The following is a 24213-nucleotide window of genomic DNA, read 5'->3' on the forward strand; positions in this document are numbered from 1 at the left end:
GTTTTTGATATTATTGACTTAAACTGCAGTATATGGTTTTTGATTTATATAATAATGAGGATTGCCTGGAGGTAAATAAATTTTATAGAAAATTATTTGCTGAAATGCCTGACCTGCTTTTCCAATTTGTGATTGACACTAATAATCACTACACTTTTCCTTTGGTCAGCAAATCTGTTGACGATATTTTTGAGCTTCCGCTAAAAGAATTTACAGACGATATTAAGTTTACTATTTACGATAGAGTTTTTCCTCAAGACAGGGAAAAGTTTTTTCACTCTTTGGTAAAGTCTAAAAAAGAGATTATTCCGTGGGAAATTGAATTTAGAGCTCTTTTGCCTAAAAAAGGACTTCGCTGGTTTAAAGTTTCTGCCAAAACAGAATTGTCGCCGGAAAAAAAAGTAATCTTTTATGGGCATGTTTCGGATATAACGGAATTAAAAGATAAAGAAGAAAAACTGCGTATTTCAGAAGAACGTTTCCAGTTTGCTCTTGATGCTTCAACTGTTGGAATCTGGGATTGGGATATGGTAACGAATAGGGTTTTTTATTCCTCATTATCTTTGAAAATATTAGAATTAGAATCAGCAGATATTTTTGATGAACCAGAACGCTGGGATAAAATCGTGCATCCAGATGATCTTCCCAAATATTATTCGGATATTAAAGAACATTTCGAGAATAAAATTCCGTATTATGAGAATTACCATCGTGTAATGACTTCAAGTGGTAATTACAAATGGATTTTAGATAGAGGAAAAGTTATCAGCAGAGATGAAAAAGGAAAACCATTACGAGTTATTGGAACCCATACCGATGTTTCTCTGCAAAAAGAGAAAGAATTAGAGCTTTTAAAAACCATGAAATTGTATAGCGATCAAAATAGTCGACTGTTGAATTTTTCGCATATTGTTTCTCATAATTTAAATACACAAGCCGGAAATATAAAGTCTATTTTAGATTTTATTGATGCTGATGGCGATAAGGAAACCGTAACAGAAATGCTGGAACATTTACGCACGGTTTCAAATGATTTGAATGATACAATTTCAAATCTGACGCAGATTGTGAAAACGCAGAGCAATATTAATATTGTGGTAATGCCATTAAAGCTTTCTGAGTATATTGAAAAAACCATATCAACCATAAAAGGATATAATAAGCAGAAAAAAGTAACGATTGTAAATAATGTCCCAGAATATGTAGCAATTAACTTTAATCCTGCGTATTTGGAAAGTGTTTTGTTGAACTTTACCACTAATGCCATTAAATATGGACATCCTGATCGTGATCCCGTAATAGTGTTTGATTTTGGAATTGAACCAGAAGGATATAAATCTTTAAAAATTACCGATAATGGTTTAGGAATCGATTTAAAGGTTTATGGCGATTTATTGTTTGGAATGTATAAAACGTTTCATAAACACGACGAAGCACGCGGAATAGGACTGTATATTACCAAAAATCAAATTGAAGCGATGAAAGGAACGGTTTCTGTTGAAAGTGAAGTTGGAGTAGGAACGAGCTTTAAAATTGTTTTTAATGATGCTTAAAGCTGTAAATTGTATAAAATAATAAAGGCTGTCATTTGACAGCCTTTATTATTTTATAGTTTAAAAAGATTACTTCGCAATATTAACTGCTCTGGTTTCTCTAATTACAGTTACTTTAACTTGACCTGGATAAGTCATTTCAGTTTGAATTTTTTGAGAAATTTCAAATGATAAGTTTGCAGCGTTATCATCAGAAACTTTTTCACTCTCTACAATTACACGAAGCTCTCTACCTGCTTGGATGGCGTAAGCATTTTTAACTCCGCTGAATCCGTAAGCTACATCTTCAAGATCTTTCAAACGCTGAATGTATGAGTCTAATACCTGACGTCTTGCCCCAGGTCTTGCTCCTGAAATAGCGTCACAAACCTGAACAATTGGAGAAAGTAATGATTTCATTTCAATCTCGTCATGGTGAGCTCCAATAGCGTTGCATACTTCGTCTTTTTCTCCGTATTTCTCAGCCCATTGCATTCCTAATAAAGCGTGTGGTAAATCACTTTCAGTATCAGGCACTTTTCCAATATCGTGTAGTAAACCTGCTCTTTTTGCCAGTTTTACGTTTAGTCCTAATTCAGCAGCCATGATACCGCAAAGTTTAGAAACTTCTCTCGAGTGCTGCAATAAGTTTTGTCCGTAAGAAGAACGGTATTTCATTCGACCAACTACTTTAATTAATTCTGGGTGTAAACCATGAATTCCTAAGTCGATTACAGTACGTTTACCTACTTCTATAATTTCATCGTCGATTTGTTTTGCTGTTTTAGCAACTACTTCTTCAATACGAGCAGGGTGAATACGTCCGTCAGTCACTAATTTGTGTAAAGACAAACGAGCAATTTCTCTACGAACAGGATCAAAACAAGAAAGTATGATTGCTTCAGGAGTATCGTCTACAATAATTTCAACACCAGTTGCAGCTTCAAGAGCTCTAATGTTACGACCTTCACGACCAATTATACGTCCTTTTACATCGTCAGATTCAATGTTGAAAACAGAAACACAGTTTTCTACTGCTTCTTCAGTTCCTACACGCTGGATGGTATTGATAATGATTTTTTTCGCTTCTTGTTGCGCCGTAAGTTTTGCCTCTTCAATAGTTTCTTGAATATGAGACATTGCTTTGCTTTTAGCTTCAGCTTTTAAACCTTCTACCAGCTGTTCTTTTGCTTCTTCCGCAGATAGGCCCGAAATTACTTCAAGTTGTTGTAATTGGCTTTTATGTAATTTGTCTACTTCTGCTTGTTTTTTGTCTAAAACTTCAATTTTATTGATGTATTCAGCCGTTTTAGCCTCAAATTCGTCATTTACTTTTTTGGCTTTCGAAAGCTCGTTAGAAACTTGAGATTCTTTATCACGCACTCTTTTTTCTACTTCAGCTACTTTTTTATCTCTTGCTAAAATAACTTGTTCGTGCTCTGCTTTTAACTCGATAAAACGCTCTTTTGCCTGAAGAATTTTATCTTTTTTAATATTTTCAGCCTCTAAATTAGCATCTTTCAAGATTGAAGCAGCTTCTTTTTTAGCGTTTTTGATTAGGTTTGAAATATTACTTTTCTCGATAATTTTAGCTATTGCAAAACCAGCTGCAATACCTACAATACCAATAATGATCGTTATGGTGTCCATGTTTATTAGGGTTTATATATAAAAAAAGCCTACATTAATTGCTTGTATAAACTCGTAAAGACAAGTTTTGAGCTAACTCACTGTTCAAGTTTCCCAGCCAGAAGGAGGGCATACTATAGTAGCGACGATTTGCTCATTCTAAATTGTTAGTGTTGAGTTTACCAATTGTGAACTAATGTAGGCAGTATCTTAGTTTCTTGTAAAGAACGTTTATTTTTCGAGATATTGATCTAAAAGCGAATTTAATCTTTTAATTCTTTCGATAGTTTCTTCTCCATCGATTGCGTTATCAATTTGTTTTTGTTCCACCTGCGATGCAAACTGCAGTGCGCACATGGCTAATACATCTTGTTTGTCACGTACCGCGTAATTTTCTTCGAATTGCTTAATCATAGCATCAATTTTTTTTGAGGCGCTTCTAAGTCCTTCTTCCTGTGCCGGTTCAACCGTTAAAGGGTAAACACGGTCGGCAATTGATATTTTAATTCTAAGCTTTCCGTCCATATCTTTAATCTGATAGTTGTGCTATACAGTAATCAATTTCGCGAATTAATGAATTTATTTTAAGCTTTGTCTCTCTCTTGTTATTGTCGCTGCCAAGCAACGAATTGGCTATCTTAAGTGTTTCATATTGCTTTTTCAAAGCTTCCATTTCTTCAGATTGTTTCTGGATAATTTGCACGGCTTTGGCTAATTCTAATCGTAAATCCTGATTGTTTTTCTCCAGGCCTTTTGATTTTTCAAAAAGCTTTTCGACTTTATATTCAAGAGTATCAATTATTTCGGCAATTACACTCATTATAAATCCTATTCATTACTTAATCCTACAAAGTTAATATTCCTTTTTATTAATGCAATTTTTTCTGGATTTTTTTGCATTAAAAATAGGCAAACGAATGAAATTCAATTAATTGTGTTTTTGGTCACTTTATCTTCGGTTTTTACCTGTTAATTTTTTATCTTAGCAAAAATGTTACTTTATGAAATTACCTGTACTTGCCTTTTTTGTTAGCTGTTTTCTATCTGCCCAGACACAATATCCTAAAGATTATTTTCGACCGCCGCTTGATATTCCGATGCAGCTTTCGGGAAATTTTGGCGAATTACGACCAAATCATTTTCATGCCGGTTTTGACTTAAAAACAAATCAGCGTGAAGGATTAAATGTGTATGCAATTGCTGATGGCTATGTGTCTCGTATCAAAATTTCAACTTTTGGAAATGGCAAATGTATTTACATAACGCATCCAAATGGTTATACTTCTGTTTATGGACATTTGTCGGCTACAATAGGGCCTATTCAAGATTATGTAAAAAAAACGCATTACCAAGAGAAGGCCTATGAAATTGAAATGTTTCCAAAACCTGGTGAACTTCCAGTGACAAAAGGCCAATTAATTGCACTTTCAGGAAATACAGGTTCTTCAGAAGGACCGCATCTTCATTTTGAAATCCGAGATACCAAAACCGAATTTGTAATCAATCCGATTTTCTTTGGCTTTGACCAAAATATAAAAGATACTAAAAAACCAACATTGTCAAGTTTATATGTCTATCCGCTGGATAATGCCACGGTCAATCAGTCAAAACAACCTTTGCTGGTAAATATGGCACTTCAAAAAGATGGAACTTATTTGGCTTCAAAAGTAAAAACCAATGGTAAAATAGGTTTTGGAATCAATGCTGTAGATACTGATGATGTTTCGTTTAATAAAAATGGTGTTTTTAACGTTTCGACTTTTTTAAACGGAAATCAAAATTATAACTATCAGTTTAATACCTATTCGTTTGATGAAATGCGTTATATAAATGCTTTTATCGATTATTACCGATACAAAAAAACGGGACAGCGTGTTCAAAAACTTTTTATGAAAACACCTTTTGCGTTAAGTATCATCAAAACAGATTCTTTGCGAGGTATAATTTCTGCTCAGCCTAATCTTACTTCGATGTATAGAATTGAAGTTTCAGATTATTTTGGAAATTTAAATTCGATTACGGTACCAATTGAATACGATACGGCAACACCGCTTGTTCCTGAAGAACCTGTAACCTCAAAATATTTTGTAAAATACAATAGAGATACCAATTTCGAAAAAGACAACATGTCAGTTTTCTTTCCAGCCGGAACTTTCTATGACGATTTTAATATGAATTTTGATGTTCGAAATAACAAAATATATATTCATGATGATACAGTTCCAGTACATTCTAATTTTACCATTACGATAAAAGATTCAATTTATCCGGAATCTTTGCGTGATAAACTTTATATAGGAAAAGGAACGAGTTATAACGGAACAATACGAAAAGGAGATGTTTTTACTGCCAAAGCAAAAATACTGGGTATATACGGTTTAGTTTTAGATACGATTCCGCCAGTTATAAAAATTACAAAACCAGTTGAAGGAAAATGGATCAGCGATCAAAAGAAAATTGAGTTTACAATAGGAGATTCTTTATCGGGAATTAAATCTTATAATGGATATTTAAACGGAAGCTGGGTGCTGTTTGAATATGAAAATAAAACGCGAAAAATTACCCACACTTTTGACGATCAGTATTTGACTGAAGGTGAAAACTTTTTAAAAATGGAAGTGGTTGATAATGTAGGAAATTCTACTATCTTTGAAACTCATTTTTTTAGAAGTCAACAAAAATAAAATCCAAATCCTTGAATAGAAACAGGTTAATATTCGCTGTACTCTTTTTGTGCTTTACTTGTATTTCATTTGCCCAAAGCGCACATGTAAAGGGAATTATTTTAGATAATGACAATCGTCCTGTTTCGAATGTAAACATTACATCGGGTAAAAACAGCACGCAGTCTGATGCAAATGGTTTTTTTCAGATTGACGTGGTTTCTAATAAAAAGGCTTCTATACTCTTTACACACATTTCGCTGAAAATGATTAGTTTGACTGTGAATTTAAAACCTGATGAAGTTTTTGTTTTTAATCCGGTGATGAATAATTCTCAGGAACAAATGGGAGAAGTTTTTGTATCATCTAAAAACAGAAAAAGAGTTCAAGGAATTACGACAGTTGAAACGGCAACGATAAAAAAGATTCCTGGTGCCAATGCCGGAATTGAAAATATTCTTAAAACACTTCCTGGAGTAAATTCAAATAATGAATTGAGTACGCAATATGCGGTGCGAGGCGGAAATTATGATGAAAACTTGGTGTATGTAAACGAAGTTGAAGTGTACCGTCCGTTTTTAATTCGCTCGGGACAGCAGGAAGGTTTGAGTTTTACCAATACGGATTTGGTGCAAAACGTTGATTTTTCGGCTGGAGGATTTCAGGCAAAGTTTGGCGATAAATTATCATCGGTTTTGGATATTACGTATCGAAAGCCAACTCAGTTTGGGGCTTCACTTGAAGCTAGTTTTTTAGGCGGAAGTGCTTCAGTTGATTTGGTTTCTAAAAATAAAAAATGGTCTGCCGTTACAGGAGTTCGTTATCGAAATAACAGTTTGCTCGTGAATAGTCAGGATACGCAGACGAATTATACACCAACTTTTGCCGATATTCAAACAAATGTCAATTACGATATTTCTGAAAAATGGCAGATGAGTTTTTTAGGAAATATTTCTCAAAATAAATATTTATACCAGCCTTTAACACGAGAAACAAAATTTGGAACTGCCGATCAGCCAATGGCGCTTGCAGTATATTATGAAGGTCAGGAAAAAGATCAATACGATACCTATTTTGGAGCTTTTAAAACCACCTATAAAGCTTCTCCGTCGTTAACTTTAAAATTGATTGGTTCGTTATTTCATACAACTGAGAAAGAACATTTTGATATTCTGGCGCAATATCGTTTGGGAAATATTGATACAGAAAATCCAACAAATTCTTCTGGAATTGATTTTAAACGCGGTATTGGTTCTCAGCTTAATCATGCCCGAAACGATCTTGATGCTTTGATTGCAAATATAGAATTGAAAGGGGCAAAAGATTGGAAAGAAAGCCAGCTTGAATTTGGATTAAAATATACCAGAGAATCCATACGAGATAGAGTAGTAGAGTGGGAAGTAATTGACTCGGCAGGATTTTCGATTAATCCTCCATTAGTAATTCTGCCAGAAAATAATCAGCCGTATTCGCCTTATACAGGTCCGCTTTTGCCATATCAAAATATTCGAGCAACAAATTTTAATACCATAAACCGATTTTCGGGATATGCACAATGGAACAAACAATCGGAGTTAGGATCAAGCCAGATTTGGTACCATCTTGGAGCGCGTTTTCAGGGATGGAATGTTGAAGGAGCTTTAGAAGAAGGTAAAACGCAATTTGTGGTAAGTCCGCGTGCGCAGTTTGCGATAAAACCAGATTGGGAAAAAGATATGGTTTTCAGGATTTCGGGAGGATTGTATCATCAGCCGCCATTTTATAGGGAGCTTCGTGATTTAGATGGTGTAGTAAATCCGAATGTAAAAGCACAAGAAGCCATTCATGTGGTTTTGAGTAACGATTACAATTTTAAAATGTGGAATCGTCCTTTTAAATGGGTTACGGAATTGTATTATAAATCGCTTTCGGATGTAAACGTATATTCGATTGATAATGTCAGAATTCGTTATGTAGCCAATAACAATGCAAAAGCATATGCGCAGGGACTTGATTTTAGATTAAATGGAGAATTTGTTCCGGGAACCGAGTCGTGGGTGAGTTTTGGATATTTGAAAACCGAAGAAAATTACGAAAATAAAGGCTATATCGCACGTCCGACAGATCAACGTTTAAAATTTGCGATGCTGTTTCAAGATTATATGCCAAATATTCCAAGTGTAAAAGTATATTTAAATTTGGTTTATAATACTGGTTTGCCAGGCGGTGCGCCAGCATATTCAGATCCGTATTTGTTTCAAAACCGACTAAATGATTACCGTCGGGCAGATATTGGTTTTGCAAAAGTTTTTGTAGACAGCAGTAACCAAAATTTAAAAACAAGCTGGCTTAAGAATTTTAAAGAACTGTCACTTGGTTTAGAAATCTTCAATTTGTTTAATAATCAAAATGCGATAACCAATACCTGGGTTCGCGATGTGTATTCTAAAAATCAATATGCAATTCCAAATTATATGACTTCTAGGGTTTTTAACGTTAAGTTAAATGCTAGATTATGATTTAGGAAAGCTTGAAAAAAAGAATGTGTTTTTCAAGTTCCTTTTGCTTAAAAATAGAAATTAATCCGTTTAGAATATTCAGGACTTCTTCTTCTCAATATCTTTGCCTTAGTAAAATTCAATAAAAACAAAAATTACAATCAAAAATAGTATATTTGATAATCGAATATAACCTATGCAGATGAAAAAGTATTTTAAATATATAGCCTTAGCAATTATCGGAACCTTAATCAGCTGTCGTGAAGAAGTACAGAAACCAAAGGTAAGTTATGATGTTTCAAACAAAGTAAGTATTACAAAGACTGATACGACTCAAATTGAAATCGCTGATTTACCGATTCAGATGGAAGGAACAGATTATTTAATTCATCCTGTTGGAGATTTGAGAGTTTTGGAAAGAGGTTCAAAAGCACGTTACGGATCTTCAAGTGTAAATGATGTAAGTTTTACGATTTCTAATTTAGGCGAATACGAAATCACAGGATATCTGCAGAATTTGAAATTCCAAAAAACAGATTCAGATTCTATTCGTCCTTTATCTGAGAAACCAGTTTTAATTTTAACTGCTACCTACTTAAAAACAGTTGCAGATAAAACTCAGAATAAAGTAATGGTGTATACTTTAACAGATTCTGATACCAACAAAGACGGAAAAATTGATACCAGCGATATTAAAACATTGTATTTAAGTAATATCAGCGGAGAAAACTTTACAAAAGTTTCAGCTGATTTAGAAGAATTAGTAGATTGGAATTTAATCGAATCTAAAAACCGTTTGTATTTTAGAACGATCGAAGACACCAACCAAAACGGACAGTTTGATAAAAACGATGTTTTGCATTATAATTATATAGATTTGGCTTCGAAGAAATGGGAAGTGAAGTCTTATAAGCCTATTTAAAAGGTGCTAAGGTTCTAAGATGCTAAGATTCTAAGATCTGTGTAGATTGAAAATAAAAGGTGCTAAGATACTAATTCTAAGATCTGATGTAAATTGAAAAAATAAAAGCCGCGTAGAATAAAATTCTACGCGGCTTTTATTTAAGTCACAATAAGAAAAACTCAGCACCTTAGAATCTTAGTGCCTCAGAAACTTAGATAAGAATATCACTTTCTAAATCTGATTTTTCGATTTCGAAACCAAAACCTAAACGTTCAACTAATTCGATTACAAGTTTTTTATACCAGTTTTCAGATTTTGGATGAATGTAAATCTTCTCAATTAATTGATTGATATCAACATTAATTTTGAGTCCGTCATTTAATTTGAGTCCGCTTTTTGAAGTGTCAGTCAGAATGCGGACTTCTCTTTCGTATTGAAAACTTTTTCTTTTAAACAGAAAAGGAAAAAATAAATCCTCAAACGGAATGTATTCTTTTTTGTAGTCAATGTAATTTACTTCGCCAATATATTGATCAAAATTGTTTTCGGGTTTTACAGCTTTCTGCAATCTGCTAATGGTAGACTGAATAGCTAATCCTTCGTGGTTTTTGGTGAAAATCTGCCACATGGCAAACGATTCGTATTCATTAATATGCCAGCTGCTTACTGCTACTTGTTCACGATGGGTTTTGTAGTAATTTAAAAAGTCGGGATTGTCAATAGCGAGCTTTTTAATCTCTTCGTAAGTGGGTTCGCTGAAAGTACCTTCATATTGATCCTCAAATTTGTCGGAACGCGACATAAAGAGTTTCTTAGAAAGTAAAAGGTCAAGAAATTTAGATAAATCAAGGTATTTCCAAACGATAGTATCAGGATCTTCCGGCAGTTTGATGTTTGGGTTGGTAAGATACATTTTAAAGGCAATTAAATGACTTATTTTTCTCACCTAAAGTTATAAAATAAAACACAGATTAAAGAAATTAAATTTAGTTTTAATGTTTCCTTAATCTGTGTTGGTAAAATGAACTGGAATATGGGTTTTCTAAGATTCGAAAGACTGCATGGTTACCAGTTTGTTATAAGTTCCGTTGTGGGCAATCAATTCATCGTGAGTTCCTTTTTCGACTATTTTGCCTTTTTGCATTACTACAATTACATCGGCTTTTTGAATAGTTGAAAGTCGGTGGGCAATTACAATTGAAGTTCTATTCTGCATCATATTTTCAAGTGCTACTTGAACGAATTTTTCGCTTTCAGTATCTAGTGCAGAAGTTGCTTCATCCAAAATCATAATTGGAGGATTTTTCAATACGGCGCGCGCAATTGATAAACGCTGTTTTTGTCCGCCTGAAAGCTTATTTCCGCTGTCGCCAATGTTAGTATAAATTCCTTTTGGTAATTCTTTTACAAATTCATACGCATTAGCAATTTTAAGCGCTTCAATAATTTCATCATCTGTAGCATCCAATTTTCCTAATGCAATGTTCGCTTTAATAGTATCATTAAACAAAATACTATCCTGAGTAACCAATCCCATTAAACTACGAAGAGAATGCAGGCTGATGTCTTTTATGTTAGTTCCGTCAATTGAAATAGAACCGTCTTGTACATCATAAAAACGCGTCAATAAGTTGGCAATTGTACTTTTTCCGCTTCCTGATTGTCCAACAAGAGCAATAGTTTGTCCTTTTTTAATTTCAAGAGAAAAGTCTTTTAAAACGGTTTCTTCTTCATATTTAAAGTTGATATTCTGAACGCTGATATTGTAATCAAAAGTGGTTTTTTCAACTGCGTTTTCTTTAGAAACAATGGTATTTTCTTGATCTAAAATTTCAAGAACACGTTCTGCTGCAGCGTTTCCTCTTTTTACTCCGTATGAAGCTTTAGAAATAGCTTTTGCTGGAGTCAGAATGTTATAAGCCAATCCCATATAAGCAATGAAAGAAGCACCTGCAAGTGTTTTGTCAATTAAAACCATTTGTCCGCCGTACCAAAGTAAAATTGCAATAACTGTGATTCCCATAAACTCACTCGCAGGAGAAGCCAAGTTCTGACGGTTCCCGATGCTGTTTGATAATTTAAAGAAACGATCTGTTGAACTCTGGAAAACATTGTTGAAGTAATTTTCGGCATTGTATCCTTTAACTACTTTTAGTCCGCCAATTGTTTCTTCAATTGTAGATAAAAATGTTCCTTGTTCCTGTTGTGCTTTAGTAGATTGTTTTTTAAGCTGTTTTCCAATCAAAGAAATTAAATATCCTGAAATTGGAATAAAAACAAACACAAAAACAGTCAATTTAATGCTGATGGCAAACATCGTAACGATGGTAAAAATAATCGTTAAAGGTTCTTTTACAATAAGCTCTAAAATTGCCAAAAAAGAAGTTTGAACCTCGTTTACATCGGCAGAAATTCTAGAGATAACATCTCCTTTTCTTTTTTCAGAATAAAAAGCCAGTGGAAGTTCAAGTGTTTTTTTATACATAGCGTTACGCATGTCTCTTAAAATTCCGTTTCTTAAGAAATTAATAAAAAACATTGCCATATAATCGCATAAGTTTTTCAATAAAAAGATGCTGATGATTCCGGCAACCATAATTCCAAGAGTATAACCTACTCCGTAACTATCAGTTGTTTTGGTTATGAAATAGCTCAAATAATTCTCGCCATAATCTTTAATATGCATGATGCCTTCATACACAGGTTTTACAGTATTTCTTTTGGTTTGATCGAATAAAACTTGAATCATCGGAATTAATGAAACAAACGAAAGCGTACTGAAAAGCGCATACAAAACATTAAAGAAAATGTTTAAGAATGCATATTTTTTATATGGGTATATAAAAGGAACTATTTTTTTGAAATTACTCATTTTGGTGTTTTTTACCATTAAAACCCGATAGTTTAGAGAAACGTATCGGGTTTTAAAAGAATCTATTTATGTTTTATTAATTCAATTGCATGTCTGCAATGATGTTTTGTATTTTTTGATCTAAGAATTTTTCGGCTTCATCAAATTCTAAAACCGATTCAATTTCAGCATTTACACTGATGTAGAATTTAATCTTAGGTTCAGTTCCGCTTGGTCTTGCACAAATTTTAGAACCGTCTTCTGTGTAATAAATAAGTACATTCGATTTCGGGATGTCCATTGTTGACTCTTCGCCGTTTAATAAATTCAAGGCGATAGATGACTGGTAATCTTCTACCATAATGACACGTTGTCCGTTGATTTCTTTCAAAGGATTTTCACGTAAGTTAATCATCATCTGGTTGATTTCTTCTAAACCTTCCATTCCTTTTTTGGTCAATGAAACTAGATATTCTTTGTAGAAACCATTTTCAACATAAAGTTGTAAAAGTTCTTTGTAAACAGAACTTCCAGCAGCTTTTGCTTGAGCAGCTACCTCGCAGATTAATAAAGTTGCCGCAACAGCATCTTTGTCTCGCACGGCATCGCCAACCATGAACCCAAAACTTTCTTCACCACCTCCAATGAATTCAAGTTCAGGAAAATCTTTAATCATTTTAGCGATCCATTTAAATCCTGTTAATCCAACTTTACATTCAACCCCGTAGCTTGTTGCCAATTCCATCATCATTGGTGTTGAAACAATAGTTGAACCTACGAATTGTTTTCCGTTGATTTTACCAGCTTTTTTCCATTGTTTCAATAAGAAAGAAGTCATTAAAACCATAGTTTGGTTTCCGTTAAGAAGAATCATTTTGCCATCGTTATTACGAACAGCAACTCCTAAACGGTCGCAATCAGGGTCAGTTCCTACTACGATATCTGAATTTGTTTTGTCTGCCAAAGCCAAAGCCATTGTTAATGCTTCTGGTTCTTCAGGATTTGGTGATTTTACAGTTGGGAAATCACCATCTGGAATAGCTTGTTCAGGAACAATATGAACATTTTTGTAGCCTGCCTGAGCTAAAACATCTGGAATTGATTTTATAGAAGTTCCGTGCAATGAAGTAAAAACAATGTGAAGATTGTCTTTGGCTTCAGCCGGAGTGTTAAAACTTGCGTTTTCGATAGATGATTTTATAAACGCTTTGTCAATTTCAGTATCGATATATTGAATTAAACTTTCGTTGGCGTTAAATTTGATTTTATCGTAACTTAAATTTTCGATTACTTTAATGATTGCTGCATCTTGCGGAGGAACAATTTGTCCGCCATCTTGCCAGTATACTTTGTAGCCATTGTATTCTGGTGGATTGTGTGAAGCTGTTAAAACAATTCCGCATTGGCATCCTAAATGTTTAAGAGCAAATGATAATTCTGGAGTAGGTCTTAAGTCTGAAAATAAATAAACCTGGATTCCGTTTGCTGAAAAAACATCAGCAACAACTTTTGCTAAGGTGTTACTGTTATGACGGCAGTCGTAAGCAATAACAACTTTTAAAGCTTCGTTTGGAAAAACTTCATGTAAATAATCCGATAATCCTTGAGTATTTTTCCCAAGGGTGTATTTGTTGATTCGGTTATTTCCAATTCCCATTACACCGCGCATTCCTCCAGTTCCAAACTCTAAGTTTTTGTAAAAACTCTCTTCAAGTTCTTTTGGAGAAGTTGTCATTAATTCTTTGACAGCAGCTTGTGTTTCCTGATCAAATGTTGGTGTTAACCATTCGTTTACAGCGTTTAATATATTAGGTGCTATATTCATGTAATGTTTTTTTAAATGTTTTAATTAAAGATAGGTTTCTTTAAAAAATAATTTTAATCCGATAACTATCGGAACTAACGCAAAAGGATTTTCTTTACTAAAAATTAACCTCTCGAGCTACTTTGTAACGCGCTTCGTTGTTTTTTGTTCTTAAAATAATTTCGCCTAAGAATCCTGCCAAGAAAAGCTGAGTTCCCAGAATCATTGTGGTTAAAGCAATAAAAAACCAAGGATTGTTGGTTACTAAACTGTATTTCATGCCATTGTACATGTGGAATAATTTAGACACTCCAATATAGCCGGCAGATAAAAATCCGATAATAAACATTAGCGAACCCATTGCGCCAAATAAGTGCATAGGTCTTTTTCCGAATCTTGATAAAAACCAAATCGTGATTAAATCCAGGAATCCGTTTATAAAGCGCTCCATTCCAAATTTGGTTTCACCATATTTTCTGGCTTGGTGAATAACTACTTTTTCGCCAATTTTGCCAAATCCGGCATTTTTAGCCAAAACCGGAATGTATCGGTGCATTTCTCCCGAAACTTCAATGTTTTTTACCACAACATTTTTGTAAGCTTTTAATCCGCAGTTAAAATCATTTAACTCAACACCCGATGTTTTTCTAGCCGCCCAGTTAAATAATTTTGAAGGAAGATTTTTTGCTACAACAGAATCGTAACGTTTCTTTTTCCAGCCCGAAACCAAATCGTATTTCTGATTTACAATCATTTCATACAATTCAGGAATTTCATCTGGACTGTCTTGTAAATCGGCATCCATAGTGATAATTACATCACCTTTAGCTTTTGCAAAACCAGCATGTAAAGCTTGAGATTTTCCGAAGTTTTTCATAAAACGAATGCCTTTTACATTCGGATTTTCATTAGAAAAACCTTCTATAATTTTCCACGAATCATCTGTACTTCCATCATCCACAAAAATGATTTCATAAGAATAATTGTTAGACTGCATCACCTTAATAATCCATGTATAGAGTTCTTTTAGTGATTCCTCCTCATTTAGAAGCGGTATAAGTATAGATAAATTCATTTATGTTTTTATTCTTGAGTAGTTTTGCTTTTGAAAAATGCGGCGAAAATTAAGCCAAAGATTGCGCTGAATACCATAGCAAAAATAGATCCTTTTAATAACTCGAAAGTCGAATAAGGATTTGTTTCTTTCATTTTATCAATGGTTTCATTAATTGAAGAAGCAGGAGCACCAAACTTCTGCATCATTCCCACCGTATATTTTATCATGATCTCGCTTAAGGCATCTTTTGCAGCAGGATCAACGAAATTAAATAGGACAATATTAAAACAAGTAGAAATTAAAATACCAATTACGGCAGCTATAAAATAAGTAGTAAACGCATCTTTAAAAGAAAAAACACCGTTTAATTCTTTTTTGGTTTTAGAAAGTAAAATGATGCTTAAAGTAATGCTTATAGCTATACCAATTAATCCCATCCACCACGCGGTGAATAAATTTAAATCAACACTATATATAATAGCAGTAACCAAAGCAGATGCTACTCCAATAATTACACCATACGTAATACCGTTCTTTTTTATAACTTCATTAATCATATTTCTATGTGTTTTAAAATTAATCCACAAATATAGTAATTCCCCATATATTCAATGATAAAAAAAGCTTTTCGAAATAAACTAAAAAAAAGAGAGCTAACTATTTGTTTATTAAAAAAGAATTGTAAATTTGCACACTCAAAAATAATTAAATTTTTAAAACAAAAAGAGTATTGTTTTGTTTACACCTTTTCAAATATGGAAAGCTTCAGAATAAAAATACTCCAAACAATAAATAAAACGAAAAGATGAAAAAAGGAATTCACCCAGAAAATTACAGATTAGTTGCATTTAAAGACATGTCTAATGATGACGTTTTTATCACTAAATCTACTGCAGATACAAAAGAAACAATTGAAGTTGACGGAGTTGAGTATCCAGTTGTAAAAATGGAGATTTCTAGAACATCTCACCCATTTTATACTGGTAAATCTAAACTTATCGATACTGCAGGACGTATTGATAAATTCAAAACTAAATACGCTAAACACGCTAAAAAATAATAGCTGTTTTACATTATACAAAAGCCTTCCAATTCTGGGAGGCTTTTTTTATGCGTTATTTTTTAATAGCTACGAATTCACGAATTTTATTTCCTTCCAGTTTTATTGAAGAATGATTATGAAAAAATAATTCTTGAATTCGTGATTATCAGAAAAAACATATAGAATGAAACGCATAAATATTTGTAACTTTGGTTCCGGTAACCAAACAAATTTTAACACATTAAATTAATTTTATGAATTACATTCTTTTTGACGGTCCCGTCCGGAATGCACTTTTACCTTTTACTTTTACAAGACCTGTCGCTGATATTTTAGTTGGAATCATGACCATTCGTCAAAAATGGGAAGCTCGTTTAGGTTCAACCATAACAACCATTACAGAAGAATATCTTTCTGCCAAATTCCCAATGGTAGAAATGGAAGAAAATGTAATGATTAACGCTGCGTATCTGCCAAATGATACGCTGGCAGAATTGGTTTCTGATTTAAAACCCAATCAAGCTATTTTTAAAGGAGATGATGTAATTGCATTTTTCTCATCAGAAAATCAGGAAGAAGTTGATTTTGATACATACGACATCATTCAATATTCAGATGAATGTCTTACGATTGAACATACTTGGGATATTTTCTCAAAAAATGATGCAGCCATTCGTGCTGATTTTGCTTTCTTGACAGAAGACAGAAAATCACAGCCAATTCCGAAAAGCGTAAATGTTATTGCGCCTGAAAATGTATTTATTGAAGAAGGGGCAAAACTAGAGTTTGTAACTTTAAATGCATCGACTGGACCTATATATATAGGTAAGAATACCGAAATTATGGAAGGAACTGTAATTCGCGGTCCATTTGCACTATGCGAAAATGCAATGGTGAAAATGTCTGCTAAAGTGTACGGAGCAACAACTGTTGGACCTGGATCTAGAATAGGAGGAGAAGTTAAAAACTCCGTTCTTTTTGCAAATTCAAACAAAGGACATGAAGGGTTTTTAGGTGATTCTGTTTTAGGAGAATGGTGTAATATTGGTGCAGATTCTAATAATTCAAACCTGAAGAACAATTATGAAGAAGTAAAATTATGGAGCTACGAAACAGAAGGTTTTGCTAAGACCGGACTTCAGTTTTGTGGTTTAATGATGGGAGATCATAGTAAATGCGGAATCAATACGATGTTTAATACCGGAACTGTTGTTGGTGTAAGTGCTAATATTTTTGGATCTGGTTTTCCTCGTAATTTTGTTCCGAGTTTTTCTTGGGGCGGTGCAGCGGGATTTACAACTTATGTGACTAAAAAGGCTTTTGAAACCGCAAGATTAGTAATGAGCCGTAGAAATATTGAATTCGACGAAACAGAATCGGCAATCTTAGAACACATTTTTGAAGAAACCAAAAAATGGAGAAAGGATTAATTAGATAATTAGTCAATTCGAAAATTAGATAATTTTTTTAAACCCGATAGTTTTACCAAACTATCGGGTTTTCGTTTTTACACAAGCATGAAAATTATCTAATTGACTAATTGACGCATTTTCAAATTATCTAATTGACACATTCTCAAATTATCTAATTGACACATTCTCAAATTTTCTAATTGTCTCATTGGCACATTATCTAAATTAAAATCTATCTTTGCAGCACGAAAAAAAAGGGTAGTCGGTTAAACGATTAACCGGGTACACAAAATCACAAAAAAACAAATGATTACAGTTAACGATATTTCAGTTCAGTTTGGCGGAACTACACTTTTCAGCGATGTTTCTTTCGCGATAAATGAAAACGATAAAATTGCCCTTATGGGTAAAAATGGTGCGGGAAAATCGACACTTTTAAAAATTATTGCAGGCGTTAATAAACCGTCGACTGGAAATATTTCAGCTCCAAAAGAAGCTGTTATTGCTTATCTGCCTCAGCATTTGCTTACTGAAGATGGAGCAACTGTTATGGAAGAAGCTTCAAAAGCATTCAGTGAGATTTTTAAAATGAAAGCCGAAATTGACGAAATCAATGAGCAGTTAACTGTTCGTACAGATTACGAAAGTGATGAATACATGAAATTGATCGAAAGAGTTTCGGACTTAAGCGAGAAATTTTATGCAATCGAAGAAGTAAATTACGAAGCTGAAGTCGAAAAAATATTAGTTGGTTTAGGATTTGAAAGAGAAGATTTTACACGTCAGACTTCTGAATTTTCCGGAGGATGGAGAATGCGAATCGAATTGGCAAAAATCCTTTTACAAAAACCAGATTTGATTTTGCTGGATGAGCCTACCAACCACATGGATATTGAAAGTATTCAATGGTTAGAAGATTTCCTTTTAAATCAAGCAAAAGCAGTTGTCGTAATCTCGCACGATAGAGCATTTGTAGATAATATTACCAATCGTACTATCGAGGTAACAATGGGAAGGATCTACGATTATAAAGCAAAATATTCGCATTATTTAGAATTAAGAAAAGACCGTCGTATTCATCAGCAGAAAGCTTTCGACGAGCAGCAAAAAATGATTGCAGAAAACCGTGCTTTTATCGAGCGTTTTAAAGGAACATTCTCAAAAACAGATGCAGTTCAATCTCGTGTAAAAATGCTTGAAAAATTAGAAATTGTTCAAGTTGATGAAGTAGATACATCGGCATTGCGTTTGAAATTCCCGCCAGCACCACGTTCTGGACAATATCCCGTTATCGTAAAAGAAATGTCTAAATCGTATGGCGATCATGTTGTGTTTAAAGATGCCAATATTGTAATCGAACGCGGACAGAAAGTTGCTTTTGTTGGAAAAAATGGAGAAGGAAAGTCAACTATGATCAAAGCGATTATGAAAGAAATCGGCGTTGATTCTGGAAGCGTTGAAATTGGCCATAATGCACAAATTGGATATTTCGCTCAAAATCAAGCGGCTTTACTAGATGAAAATGCCACCATTTTTGAAACTATCGACAGTATTGCTGTAGGAGACATCAGAACTCAGATTAAAAATATTTTGGGAGCATTCATGTTTCAAGGAGATGATATCACTAAAAAAGTAAAAGTACTTTCAGGAGGAGAAAAAACGCGTTTGGCAATGATTAAATTATTGTTGGAGCCTGTGAATTTGTTGATTCTGGATGAGCCTTCGAATCACTTGGATATGAAAACAAAAGACATTATCAAAGATGCTTTGCGTGATTTCGACGGAACCTTGATTTTAGTTTCTCACGACCGTGATTTCCTTGACGGATTAGCAACTAAAGTTTTTGAATTCGGTAATAAACGAGTAAAAGAACATTTCGAAGATGTTGCAGGATTCCTTGCTCACAAGAAAATGGAGAATTTAAGAGAAATAGAGAAGTGATCGTTATATAAAAAATAACCAAAAGGCATAAGTTGATTCTTATGCCTTTTTTAGTTTATAAAATTTGGCATTGATATTTTACTGTAACTAATTACAATTGTAAGATTTTTTTGTTAATTTGGCTGTATATTTCCAAAAGACATTCTCTAAACTGTTTTAGACAGTTGGAACGAAGTTTAATTTTTTATTTCAGAAAGTGTATGAATAAAACTTTACTAATAAAAATTGCTTTTGTTTTTTTATTACTTCCATTTTTTATGAACGCTCAAGGCAATGTGAATCAAGCTGAAAGTTCTGAAGAAATTGGGAAGTATCCACAGTTTCAATTTAAAGGTCTTTTGCAGGCCAGATATCTTGAAAGTTTTGGAGATAATGTCGATGTTTTGGGAATGCATCATTCTACAGGCGATGTTACACAAAGTTCTTTTGATATTAAAAGAATGCGTGTTGGACTTAATACCAAATTAAGTGAAGCCACCGAAGTAGTGATATTGGTAAACCTCGCCGATTTTAAATCAGATACAAAGGGAAAGGTTCTTGAAAATGCTTACGGAAAATATACCTTTAATAAATACATAGCTTTAACAGGAGGACAATTTCGTCCTGCTTTTGGTATCGAGGAATTAGTTCCGGTTGATATCATAAAATCCTTTGATTTCTCTAATCAATATTACGAATTTGGAAAAAATGGCTGGACCAGTTTTCAAATTGGCGCTTCGGCAACTGGGGCGTTTGATATTGGAAAGATTCCTGTGAATTATGCTCTTTCAGTTTTAAACGGAAATGGGAAGAATCAAGAAATGGATAAAGACAATGGAAAGCAGTATTCTACAAGATGGGTTTTTGAATTATCTAAAACACACAAAATCAATTTAGGCTTAAACGGTGGTTATGGGAAAGTATTTAAAGAAAAAGTCTTTGCGGTTGGAGCCGATATTACCAGTGATTTTAAACTGACAGATCGATTTACTTTTGATCTCCAGATTGAATATAAGCAGGGAACTAATCACAATTTATATTTTTCACTTCCCGCAGAAAGCAGAACGCCAAATGTTGCCGACTATCAAATGCGCGGAATTTATTTTCTTCCGAATCTTCGATATGTCGTAAATTATAAAAAACTAACTTCTCTGGAATTGTCTTGCCGCTATGAAACATTTGATCCGAGTTATAAAGTAGATTCAAATGTGAGACAGACTTACACGCCAATGATAAGTCTTGAATTTGGAAAAGCCTATTTAGGAAGAATCGAAATGGGATTTGAAATTGACCGATTTGATAGAAACATTCCTGATTCGGCATACTATAATGACAATTTATTCCTGATACAATTACAGCTCCGACTTTAATTTAAAAACCTGTTTTTATGAAAGAAGTACAAAATCCTCAAACCCTTATTACGCTTGCTGTTGGAATTGCAATCTGGCTGATTCCTGCTCCAAATGGAGTTGTGGCAGAAGCGTGGCATTTGTTTGCCATTTTTGTGGCAACCATACTCGGAATTATTTTAAAAGCAGCTCCCATGGGAACGATGTGCATGATTGCAATTGCTCTGACGGCTTTTACACAGGTTTTGGCGCCAGAAGATCCCGGAAAATCAATTACACTCGCTTTAAAAGGTTTTGGAGATAAAGTGATCTGGCTTATTGGAATTTCGTTTTTCATTGCCAGAGGATTTATAAAAACAGGTTTAGGAAACCGGATTGCATTTTTATTTATTCGAATATTTGGGAAAAGTTCACTAGGATTGGCGTATGGTCTCGGTTTGGCTGATTTGGTTTTAGCGCCTGCGGTACCAAGTAATACAGCAAGAGGAGGCGGAATTATATATCCAATTATGAAATCAATGTCAATGAGCTTTGGTTCGATGCCCGAACAACCCGAAACACATCGAAAATTAGGTTCCTATCTAACATTGAATTGTTACAACATGAATTTAATAGCATCTTCTATGTTCTTGACCGGAACAGCCAGTAATCCAATGTGTCAGAAGTTTGCCTTAAATTTAGGAATTAAAATTACTTGGATGTCTTGGGCGGCCGCAGCCATTGTTCCGGGTTTGTGTGCATTTTTTGTAATTCCGTTTGTGCTGTACAAAATTTATCCGCCAGAATTAAAGAAAACAGGAGATGCTCCGCAGATCGCAGCTCAAAAATTGAATGAAATGGGACCAATAACCCGTAACGAATGGATGATGTTGTTGACCTTCTTTATTTTATTATTTTTATGGATGACGGGCGATTTATTCTCTATTGATGCTACGACAACAGCTTTTATTGGTTTAGTGATTCTGCTTCTAACTTCAGTTTTAACTTGGGATGATGTAAAAGCCGAAAAAGGAGCTTGGGATACTATTGTTTGGTTTTCGGTTTTGGTAATGATGGCCAGTTCTCTTAATGAGCTGGGTTTTATAGGATGGTTCAGCAACGTTGTAAAAGCCGAAATAGGTGGATTAAGCTGGCAAATGGCTTTTCCTATTATAATATTGGTATATTTTTTCAGCCATTATCTTTTTGCGAGCGCAACGGCTCACGTGGCAGCTATGTATGCAGCACTTTTAGGAGTGGGTATTTCGCTGGGAATTCCGGGACTGTTATTGGCTTTTATGCTGGGATTTATGGGATCGATTTACGGAACTTTAACGCATTACGGACATGGTCCGGCTCCCGTGTTTTTCGGAAGCGGATATGTGGATTTAAAAAGCTGGTGGGTTAAAGGTTTGGTAACCGGACTTGTAATGCTTCTTATATATATGATAATCGGTGGATTATGGCTTTGGGTAATCGGTGATTTTTAAATTCGGATTCCTGGAGGCAATAATTCTTTGTATTTAGGATTTCTTTTGAAAAAAGCTGCGATTTTTGGATGAATCGGCACAACTCTGAATTTTTTCTCTATGCTTAATTCCATTATGTTTTTAAGAAGAGTGTCAATTACAGACTGGTTTTCATAGTTTTCCGGTGTGTTAATTTTGGTTAAGAAAATCTTTTTTTCCTGAAATGAATATTCTACGCTTAATAATCCTTCAGGGACCATGGTTTCAAATTGTCTGGCAAAAGTATTGTCTTTGATTTCCATAGTTTCATTAGGCTCCATATTTGTCATGTTTTTGGGGTGGATAAAAATATTAGAAAAAGAACGTGAAAATAATATCAAATAAAATCCTTAAAAATAAGGCGCTGAATATGAAGTATTCAGATTGCAAAGTTAATTAATTGATTTTCAATATTGAATTGTTTTCTAAAAGATTTAATATATAGAACACATACTATATATTATTGATGCAATTGGTTTAATGTGAATTGTGGTGTAAGATTTGCAGGATATATTGTTTAAAGAAGTATCTTTAACATAAAAAAAACTAAACCAAGTACAATAATCCTTTTTTTTCTGGCAAATGAGTAAAATTCCTGTATACTTTATGCCTGGTCTCGCTGCAAGTCCGGCTATATTTGAAAGAATCAAATTAGATGAATCTATTTTTGAAACGTGCCTTTTGGAGTGGCAGATTCCGCATCCAAAAGAACCATTATCAGATTATGCACTCCGAATTTCGAAAAACATTAAACATGAAAATCCTATTTTGATAGGAGTCTCGTTTGGAGGAATTCTGGTTCAGGAAATCGCAAAACACATCAAAGCACGAAAAGTAATTATTATTTCAAGTGTTAGAAGCAATGTTGAATTTCCGAGAAGAATGAAAATAGGGAAGAAAACAAAAGCCTATAGACTCATTCCGATGAAACTAATTTTGAATATCGAAAGTCTGGCGAAATACTCTTTTGGAGAAAAAGTAAACAAACGAATTAAATTATACGAGAAGTTTTTAGCAGTTCGTGACCTTAATTACCTGCAATGGGCTGTCGAATCGGTAATTTTATGGGACAGAGATAAAGTTGACGAAAATGTGATTCATATTCACGGTGATAAAGATGATGTTTTTCCAATAAAATACATCAACAGCTGTATTGTGGTAAAAGGAGGATCGCATATTATGATTCTGAATAAATACAAATGGCTGAATGAAAATCTGCCTTCTATTATATTGGGAGATTAAAAGGTTTAAATTCTAAATTTTTAAATCCCAAATTCTACGTTTTTGATCTTTATCAAAGTTTTAAACTTTGACAAAGATTTGTATGAAGTAACAATGAAGTTTTGTCTTCCTGAGCGAAGTCGAAAGACAAGCAAAGTAAATACATACTGAATTGGTTAAGTATCCTGTTCTATGACTTCTATATGAGAATATAAAATGAGCATAAATCTAAAATCTAAATTCCACAATCTAAAATAAAAAAAATCCCAAACGCCAGAAAATTGGAATTTGGGATTTTTTAATATTGTAATTTAAAAGAAATTTAGATTTTCTTCATTTGTTCTTTCATCATAGAGATTTGATCTTTCAGCATTCCCTGTTTGTCTAATTTCTTTGCCTCGTTTAATAAATTTGTTGCTTCTAGTTTTCTACGGCGTGACATGGCAACTCCGGCAAGATTCAATTTAGCAACCGCTAAATCCATATCCATTGATAATCCAAGTTCAATTGCTTTTTTGAAATGTTTCTCGGCCTGAATAAGATTGGTCTGCGATAACATGATTCCGTGAAGGTAATTAAAATACCCTTGTTGTTTTCTTACTAAAGCAGTTTCAGGGTTTTTGATGTATGCTAACCATTTTTTAGCGCCTTCAAAGTCTTGTTTTCTTAATTTAAGGAAGGCTAAAAGGATAAATTCGTTTTTAAAATAAAGAAAAATTGGAATAGCAGACAATAATATAAGGAAAATACCATTTCCAGTTTCTTTATCGATAATTTGCCAAATCCCTGCAACTACAAGAAGTCCGGCTAAAATAAGTTTGATAATTTTATTAAACATAATAGATGTATATTTGTGATTGCAAAT

The 24213-nt window shown here is 33.7% G+C and carries 20 protein-coding genes; 10 read left to right on the forward strand and 10 right to left on the reverse strand.

The genetic code is table 11. From position 1 onward, the window contains the following. Positions 1-32 precede the first annotated feature (32 nt). Positions 33-1553 (forward strand): PAS domain-containing sensor histidine kinase, encoded by a 1521-nt coding sequence (locus tag J0383_RS15370; protein WP_207294885.1) that lies wholly within the window; start codon positions 33-35, stop codon positions 1551-1553. Positions 1554-1622: 69 nt separating this feature from the next. Here the strand turns inward: J0383_RS15370 and rny are convergent, their stop codons facing one another. From rny to J0383_RS15385, 3 genes are all read right to left on the reverse strand, one after another. Continuing rightward, entirely contained in the window at positions 1623-3182 is a 1560-nt protein-coding gene (rny, locus tag J0383_RS15375; RefSeq protein ID WP_207294886.1) for a ribonuclease Y, read from the reverse strand. 210 nt (positions 3183-3392) lie between these two features. Further along, positions 3393-3686, reverse strand: coding sequence for a cell division protein ZapA (locus J0383_RS15380; RefSeq protein ID WP_207294887.1), 294 nt, complete (start codon positions 3684-3686; stop codon positions 3393-3395). Between the two features lie 4 nt (positions 3687-3690). Beyond that, entirely contained in the window at positions 3691-3981 is a 291-nt protein-coding gene (locus J0383_RS15385; RefSeq protein ID WP_057124074.1) for a hypothetical protein, read from the reverse strand. Positions 3982-4162: 181 nt separating this feature from the next. On the opposite strand from J0383_RS15385, the gene J0383_RS15390 reads away from it, so the two are divergent. The 3 genes from J0383_RS15390 (at position 4163) to J0383_RS15400 (ending at position 9223) form a co-directional block, all read left to right on the forward strand. Then, positions 4163-5845: a M23 family metallopeptidase gene (locus tag J0383_RS15390; protein ID WP_207294888.1), complete on the forward strand. Its 1683-nt coding sequence runs from the start codon at positions 4163-4165 to the stop codon at positions 5843-5845. Between the two features lie 11 nt (positions 5846-5856). Continuing rightward, complete coding sequence (locus J0383_RS15395; protein WP_207294889.1) at positions 5857-8322, forward strand: carboxypeptidase-like regulatory domain-containing protein; 2466 nt, start codon at positions 5857-5859, stop codon at positions 8320-8322. A gap of 181 nt (positions 8323-8503) precedes the next feature. Next, a complete protein-coding gene (locus J0383_RS15400) occupies positions 8504-9223 on the forward strand; it encodes a CREC-EF hand family protein (protein WP_207294890.1) in 720 nt (239 codons plus the stop codon). A gap of 193 nt (positions 9224-9416) precedes the next feature. Here the strand turns inward: J0383_RS15400 and J0383_RS15405 are convergent, their stop codons facing one another. The 5 genes from J0383_RS15405 to J0383_RS15425 form a co-directional block, all read right to left on the reverse strand. Beyond that, positions 9417-10118, reverse strand: a complete 702-nt coding sequence (locus J0383_RS15405; protein WP_207294891.1) for a DUF2971 domain-containing protein — start codon at positions 10116-10118, stop codon at positions 9417-9419. A gap of 129 nt (positions 10119-10247) precedes the next feature. Further along, positions 10248-12077, reverse strand: a complete 1830-nt coding sequence (locus J0383_RS15410) for an ABC transporter ATP-binding protein (RefSeq protein ID WP_207294892.1) — start codon at positions 12075-12077, stop codon at positions 10248-10250. Positions 12078-12153: 76 nt separating this feature from the next. Continuing rightward, on the reverse strand, positions 12154-13881 hold the full coding sequence (locus J0383_RS15415; protein ID WP_207294893.1) for a phospho-sugar mutase: 1728 nt from the start codon (positions 13879-13881) through the stop codon (positions 12154-12156). 97 nt (positions 13882-13978) lie between these two features. Beyond that, positions 13979-14935: a glycosyltransferase family 2 protein gene (locus J0383_RS15420; protein ID WP_207294894.1), complete on the reverse strand. Its 957-nt coding sequence runs from the start codon at positions 14933-14935 to the stop codon at positions 13979-13981. An 8-nt stretch (positions 14936-14943) separates the two neighbouring features. Beyond that, the gene (locus tag J0383_RS15425) at positions 14944-15474 is read right to left on the reverse strand and encodes a DUF4199 domain-containing protein (protein ID WP_207294895.1); all 531 of its coding nucleotides are present in this window, start codon (positions 15472-15474) and stop codon (positions 14944-14946) included. A gap of 248 nt (positions 15475-15722) precedes the next feature. On the opposite strand from J0383_RS15425, the gene J0383_RS15430 reads away from it, so the two are divergent. The 5 genes from J0383_RS15430 (at position 15723) to J0383_RS15450 (ending at position 22109) form a co-directional block, all read left to right on the forward strand. Beyond that, complete coding sequence (locus tag J0383_RS15430) at positions 15723-15977, forward strand: type B 50S ribosomal protein L31 (protein ID WP_011921626.1); 255 nt, start codon at positions 15723-15725, stop codon at positions 15975-15977. 236 nt (positions 15978-16213) lie between these two features. After that, entirely contained in the window at positions 16214-17389 is a 1176-nt protein-coding gene (locus tag J0383_RS15435; protein WP_207294896.1) for a GlmU family protein, read from the forward strand. A 288-nt stretch (positions 17390-17677) separates the two neighbouring features. Then, a complete protein-coding gene (locus J0383_RS15440; RefSeq protein ID WP_207294897.1) occupies positions 17678-19312 on the forward strand; it encodes an ABC-F family ATP-binding cassette domain-containing protein in 1635 nt (544 codons plus the stop codon). Between the two features lie 200 nt (positions 19313-19512). Continuing rightward, positions 19513-20661: a porin gene (locus J0383_RS15445; RefSeq protein ID WP_207294898.1), complete on the forward strand. Its 1149-nt coding sequence runs from the start codon at positions 19513-19515 to the stop codon at positions 20659-20661. 17 nt (positions 20662-20678) lie between these two features. Further along, a complete protein-coding gene (locus J0383_RS15450) occupies positions 20679-22109 on the forward strand; it encodes an anion permease (RefSeq protein ID WP_207294899.1) in 1431 nt (476 codons plus the stop codon). Here the strand turns inward: J0383_RS15450 and J0383_RS15455 are convergent. Beyond that, complete coding sequence (locus J0383_RS15455) at positions 22106-22417, reverse strand: GNAT family N-acetyltransferase (RefSeq protein ID WP_239023080.1); 312 nt, start codon at positions 22415-22417, stop codon at positions 22106-22108. The genes J0383_RS15450 and J0383_RS15455 overlap by 4 nt on opposite strands. A gap of 292 nt (positions 22418-22709) precedes the next feature. On the opposite strand from J0383_RS15455, the gene J0383_RS15460 reads away from it, so the two are divergent. Beyond that, positions 22710-23369 (forward strand): alpha/beta hydrolase, encoded by a 660-nt coding sequence (locus tag J0383_RS15460; RefSeq protein WP_207294900.1) that lies wholly within the window; start codon positions 22710-22712, stop codon positions 23367-23369. Positions 23370-23670: 301 nt separating this feature from the next. Here J0383_RS15460 and J0383_RS15465 read toward each other — a convergent pair whose 3' ends face one another. Next, the gene (locus J0383_RS15465; protein ID WP_207294901.1) at positions 23671-24186 is read right to left on the reverse strand and encodes a DUF2892 domain-containing protein; all 516 of its coding nucleotides are present in this window, start codon (positions 24184-24186) and stop codon (positions 23671-23673) included. Between the last annotated feature and the right edge of the window lie 27 nt (positions 24187-24213).

The organism is Flavobacterium endoglycinae (genome assembly GCF_017352115.1).
In the GTDB taxonomy this organism is placed as follows: Bacteria; Bacteroidota; Bacteroidia; order Flavobacteriales; family Flavobacteriaceae; genus Flavobacterium; species Flavobacterium endoglycinae.

Excerpts from the sequence above, each read along its gene's own strand:
- J0383_RS15370 (WP_207294885.1), top strand. The coding sequence starts at position 33 with ATGGTTTTTGATTTATATAATAATGAGGATTGCCTGGAGGTAAATAAA.
- rny (WP_207294886.1), bottom strand. The coding sequence starts at position 3,182 with ATGGACACCATAACGATCATTATTGGTATTGTAGGTATTGCAGCTGGT.
- J0383_RS15380 (WP_207294887.1), bottom strand. The coding sequence starts at position 3,686 with ATGGACGGAAAGCTTAGAATTAAAATATCAATTGCCGACCGTGTTTAC.
- J0383_RS15385 (WP_057124074.1), bottom strand. The coding sequence starts at position 3,981 with ATGAGTGTAATTGCCGAAATAATTGATACTCTTGAATATAAAGTCGAA.
- J0383_RS15390 (WP_207294888.1), top strand. The coding sequence starts at position 4,163 with ATGAAATTACCTGTACTTGCCTTTTTTGTTAGCTGTTTTCTATCTGCC.
- J0383_RS15400 (WP_207294890.1), top strand. The coding sequence starts at position 8,504 with ATGAAAAAGTATTTTAAATATATAGCCTTAGCAATTATCGGAACCTTA.
- J0383_RS15405 (WP_207294891.1), bottom strand. The coding sequence starts at position 10,118 with ATGTATCTTACCAACCCAAACATCAAACTGCCGGAAGATCCTGATACT.
- J0383_RS15410 (WP_207294892.1), bottom strand. The coding sequence starts at position 12,077 with ATGAGTAATTTCAAAAAAATAGTTCCTTTTATATACCCATATAAAAAA.
- J0383_RS15415 (WP_207294893.1), bottom strand. The coding sequence starts at position 13,881 with ATGAATATAGCACCTAATATATTAAACGCTGTAAACGAATGGTTAACA.
- J0383_RS15420 (WP_207294894.1), bottom strand. The coding sequence starts at position 14,935 with ATGAATTTATCTATACTTATACCGCTTCTAAATGAGGAGGAATCACTA.
- J0383_RS15425 (WP_207294895.1), bottom strand. The coding sequence starts at position 15,474 with ATGATTAATGAAGTTATAAAAAAGAACGGTATTACGTATGGTGTAATT.
- J0383_RS15430 (WP_011921626.1), top strand. The coding sequence starts at position 15,723 with ATGAAAAAAGGAATTCACCCAGAAAATTACAGATTAGTTGCATTTAAA.
- J0383_RS15435 (WP_207294896.1), top strand. The coding sequence starts at position 16,214 with ATGAATTACATTCTTTTTGACGGTCCCGTCCGGAATGCACTTTTACCT.
- J0383_RS15440 (WP_207294897.1), top strand. The coding sequence starts at position 17,678 with ATGATTACAGTTAACGATATTTCAGTTCAGTTTGGCGGAACTACACTT.
- J0383_RS15445 (WP_207294898.1), top strand. The coding sequence starts at position 19,513 with ATGAATAAAACTTTACTAATAAAAATTGCTTTTGTTTTTTTATTACTT.
- J0383_RS15450 (WP_207294899.1), top strand. The coding sequence starts at position 20,679 with ATGAAAGAAGTACAAAATCCTCAAACCCTTATTACGCTTGCTGTTGGA.
- J0383_RS15455 (WP_239023080.1), bottom strand. The coding sequence starts at position 22,417 with ATGACAAATATGGAGCCTAATGAAACTATGGAAATCAAAGACAATACT.
- J0383_RS15460 (WP_207294900.1), top strand. The coding sequence starts at position 22,710 with ATGAGTAAAATTCCTGTATACTTTATGCCTGGTCTCGCTGCAAGTCCG.
- J0383_RS15465 (WP_207294901.1), bottom strand. The coding sequence starts at position 24,186 with ATGTTTAATAAAATTATCAAACTTATTTTAGCCGGACTTCTTGTAGTT.